The 3,966-nt window shown below is 38.9% G+C and carries 3 protein-coding genes; all 3 read right to left on the reverse strand.

Annotated features, from left to right (window positions below):
• Positions 1-55: 55 nt before the first annotated feature.
• The gene (locus BMW55_RS19135) at positions 56-193 is read right to left on the reverse strand and encodes a DNA cytosine methyltransferase (protein WP_244527630.1); all 138 of its coding nucleotides are present in this window, start codon (positions 191-193) and stop codon (positions 56-58) included.
• Between the two features lie 125 nt (positions 194-318).
• A complete protein-coding gene (gene drmB, locus BMW55_RS18785) occupies positions 319-2,220 on the reverse strand; it encodes a DUF1998 domain-containing protein (protein WP_089973352.1) in 1,902 nt (633 codons plus the stop codon).
• Complete coding sequence (locus BMW55_RS18790; RefSeq protein WP_089973355.1) at positions 2,217-3,812, reverse strand: helicase-related protein; 1,596 nt, start codon at positions 3,810-3,812, stop codon at positions 2,217-2,219. Before BMW55_RS18790 ends, drmB begins: the two co-directional genes overlap by 4 nt.
• Positions 3,813-3,966: the final 154 nt, after the last annotated feature.

Here is a 3,966-nt window from a genome sequence, read left to right on the forward strand (position 1 = left end):
CGACGTTTCATCTCCGGTTCCTCCTTAAGCAGAATTCTATCAAAACCGGAGAGCTCTACACATCTAACCGTCGCATTTTAAATTGGGGCGCTATATTTTTATCCATTTCCACATGTGCGATTGGTTTGAATCCCTGTTTTATGAACCCTTCGGAAAGTCCACCTGCTCCTGCAAACAAATCAATGAAATTCACGTATTACTCACCCTAACAAATCTATTTGTTGAACAAATATTAGTAAAAAATCATTAACCCTTTCTTCGATAAAGTTGATAGTCGTACATTTTTCTGTACGACTATCAATACTATTTATTATGATTTTATAGGACTAAAGATGGTTCTTTAATCAAATCATCTATCTCAGATAGTGAAAAATACCCGATACTTTCATCAATATCAGAACCTAATATTAAAGCACGATCCAGCATTCTGTTCCCGAATTCACAGGAAGTCTCTGGCAACAATGTACAATTGTGACATGCCGCTAGATTACAAGAATCAGGTCCCTGGCCGAGACTTTGAATACAAACAGGATCAGAAGAACACCATCTTGCATTCTGTAGAGCGGCATAGATACTATTCTCAAGTCTTCCCGGCAAACCCTGTCTAACCAGACCACCTAAAGACCCTTCAGAATCATTGGAAGCTGTATAGATCAAAATACCATTCATTTCCTCGTCTGATCCATCATGACTACAATAGATTCTCTCTCTTAAAGAAGAGCTTCCATAACCACATTCAAAACTTAACTGATTTATTAGTAAGTGGGCAAACGTATGCAACAGAACAAATTTAGGGTTTAGTTTGAACTTTTCATCATAATATGAGGTTTTCCGTTTTAAGTTATTTTCTAACGTTTTTACCCTTTCTATAACAGACTTTCTCTCAGCCCACTCTGCCAATTTATTCCTGTTAAAATCAATAAAAATTCCTTCACCTCTAACTACAATCGCTGGCAACCAGTTGACTTTTGACTTAATTGTTAGATCAAATTTCTTTTTTACTACATTGTGACTATCAGGTGGAACCCGTCTGGTAAAACCAACAAAAGCACGAGTTTCTTTTAATTTGTGTACCAGAGCTATGTTATTAAAATAATGCGAAACTAATGACCTGTACTCCCCGGTTTGTTTAATGTTCACGCACAAATCCTGTCTGTCTCCCCCAACTCCGTCGAGTATGGCTTGATACTCAGGTCGGCGAATCTTTACATCTAGGCTCTCTTCTTTTTCCTGTGGTTTCTGTATGTTCTGGTTATTTCTCCTGTTTTGTTCTAATCTCGATTTAATTAACTCCAACAATTTTTTAGAATTTACATTGTGCTCTTTAGAGTATACATGAACTAGTACTTCTAAAGTTTTTTCATCCGAGCCCTCAATCATGGTTCCAGAATCTCTCCACACTTTTTCCAGTATTTCGGCCATCCTAGAGTCAACATCGTCATGTTGGGGAAGATATATTGCACTTTTAACTATGGGAAAGTATACATTGGAAGCGCCTTTCTGGACAACTGTCAGGTTTTTTCCGCATCCTTTAGCTTTATTATCCACTTCACCCAGCCACGGTCGATGACCACCACATTCTTTAACTTTTTCAAGTGCTCCATCTCCAAATGCACCTGCCATACTTCTACTGGCTCCACATTTACAAGTAATATGAATACCACTTAAACTACTGTTTCTTCCGGTCATCATTCGAAGCCGACAACTGCTAGAATCATAATTATCTCCTCTGTGTACCCATTCAAGGAATGGAAAATCTTCTATATGACCTTCTTCACAAACTGTTATAAATCGCACAGGAATAAGTCTAGGGCGTCTATAGTCTTTTATCTCGTGACAGGAAAGCCCCTTTTCATACCTAGTTCCGGTACAATAAAGTGTCCTACCAGAATACAGGGAGCGCTTGGTCATCCATCCACATCGCGGACAATAATACCATAAAGGAAAATTGACAAACGGTATAGTTATACCAGTGTTATAAACTCCTTTTTCCTTTTTCCGGTAGTCAGGAGGTAAGCGAAATTGGCTTACGCCCAGCTGTTTTTCTAGCCTTTCTTCTCTGATTATAAATTCTTCAATACCTGCATCCAATTCTGCCTGTTTATAGCTCTCTTCCCAAGCATCTAACCCACAGACCATTAAGGACACATCGTTGGGAAAGTTAACGATTTGTCCCACTCCCCATGGCGATATTAACTGACTCTGTCTAATCTTTTTCAATTCTTGTCCTCCTCGTCCGGGTAGAAATCAATCACTCGTGCTTCGCACTCAACATCCACATTTCTCATAGAAGTTGGAGTTGCCCATGCTTTTTTCTGTAAGTCTTGATTGCCCACAAGACTGGAAGGATACATGAGGGGCATATTCATGTTCTGGCCCATAGGATTACCGTAAACCACTGGTGAATAATTTATCCATTCCTGGAACCTCTTATAAATTAGGTTTTTTGTATTGTCTAATTCCGTAGAGTCAATATTCTTTACCCTTTCCAGAATAATTTCACTGATCATCTTTTGTAAATCATCACTTGGCACAGGGGATGGGCTTTTTAAATTGTCTTCATTCCCCAGATATCGAACCAGACCAACTATTAATGCATGAAGTGCTCTTTCCCTAACTGGAGTTGCAAAAGGTGTTACGGTCGTTGGCTCAACGTAACTGTAAATTTTCGAATGATAGGTATAAAACTGCTCGTATAAAGATCGATCTCTGGGCTTTGAAGTATTATATATAACAAATACCAGTCCGGGACCTTCAGAGCTTCTTCCTACCCTGCTTGTAGCCTGAATGTATTCTGAGGTGGTTTTAGGTTGTCCAATTACCGTCATTATTCCTAAACGAGAAATATCTAAACCGACCGAAATCATATTAGTAGCGAGACAAATGTCTACAGGTTTGTAGTCATTGCTACCAAGATATTTTAACTCAAGTTCTTGTAAGTACTTAGGAATTTCACTTGAATCTGCCCTTGAAGTTAGCTCAATTAGTTTGTTAATAAATCTTCGATTTTCTTTAGCAATATTTTTCCTGTTCCACATTGCTCTCATGTACTCTGGTATATCTGCTGAAACTAGAGTAGCCGCATGCCCGAGTTCTCTTAAACTATTGAAATAGTTTACAATAGTCCAGTAAGCGTCTCTTTCTTTTTCATCTTTAACACTTACCATCTTAACAGATTGAAGTAATGCTGAGATTACACGAACCTGAGCAGTTGCATGAGAAGGTAGACCAGAAGCATGTATGCCAACATAAACACGTCCCGGTTTTTTTGTGGAATCATTCTCAACATAAGCAAAAAACGATTCCCCTGCGTCTATACATTGCGGAGGAAACTGGAATATATTCTCAATGCCACAATTGTATAAAGCATGAGCTTGTTCTTTTGCCCGGCTGATTGTTGCAGTTGAAGCAATTACTTTTGGACCTTTTCCAGTATTCGGGTTTATGCATAGAGTTGTTATAAGAGTTTCATAGTGTCCTACCATCGATCCCAATGGTCCTGAAATTAGATGCAGTTCATCCTGAATTATTAAATCAGGAGGGGAAACTCGTTCTCCGTTTTTTCTGAAACCAAACAACCCCCTTGCCTCTTCTTTCCATGGCAACATAGCAAATTTATCCACAGTTGCAATTACCATGGCAGGCGGATCTTTATAAATATCTTCATCAATAACTTGTAGTGGTAAAGGATTGCTTAACTTATTAAAATGACAATACTCATCACCACACTGATATATGACAGTTTCTTTAGTTCTCCTATATCCCTTGATTTCAATACTATTGTTTTTTGCCCTATTGACAACAGGCCCCATTTGAGCCCCACACCATGGACATTTAAGCAAAACAAAAGGATTTTCATCTGTCTTCTTTTGTGTAATGCTACCCTCAGAATGCGACGGAGGTCAAGCAACATGAGTGGAGAGCTCTCCAGAATAGACCTCCATCGGCGTCAGATAGCCTAGCGAG

It is taken from the genome of Lihuaxuella thermophila, assembly GCF_900110165.1.
Taxonomy (GTDB): domain Bacteria; phylum Bacillota; class Bacilli; order Thermoactinomycetales; family Thermoactinomycetaceae; genus Lihuaxuella; species Lihuaxuella thermophila.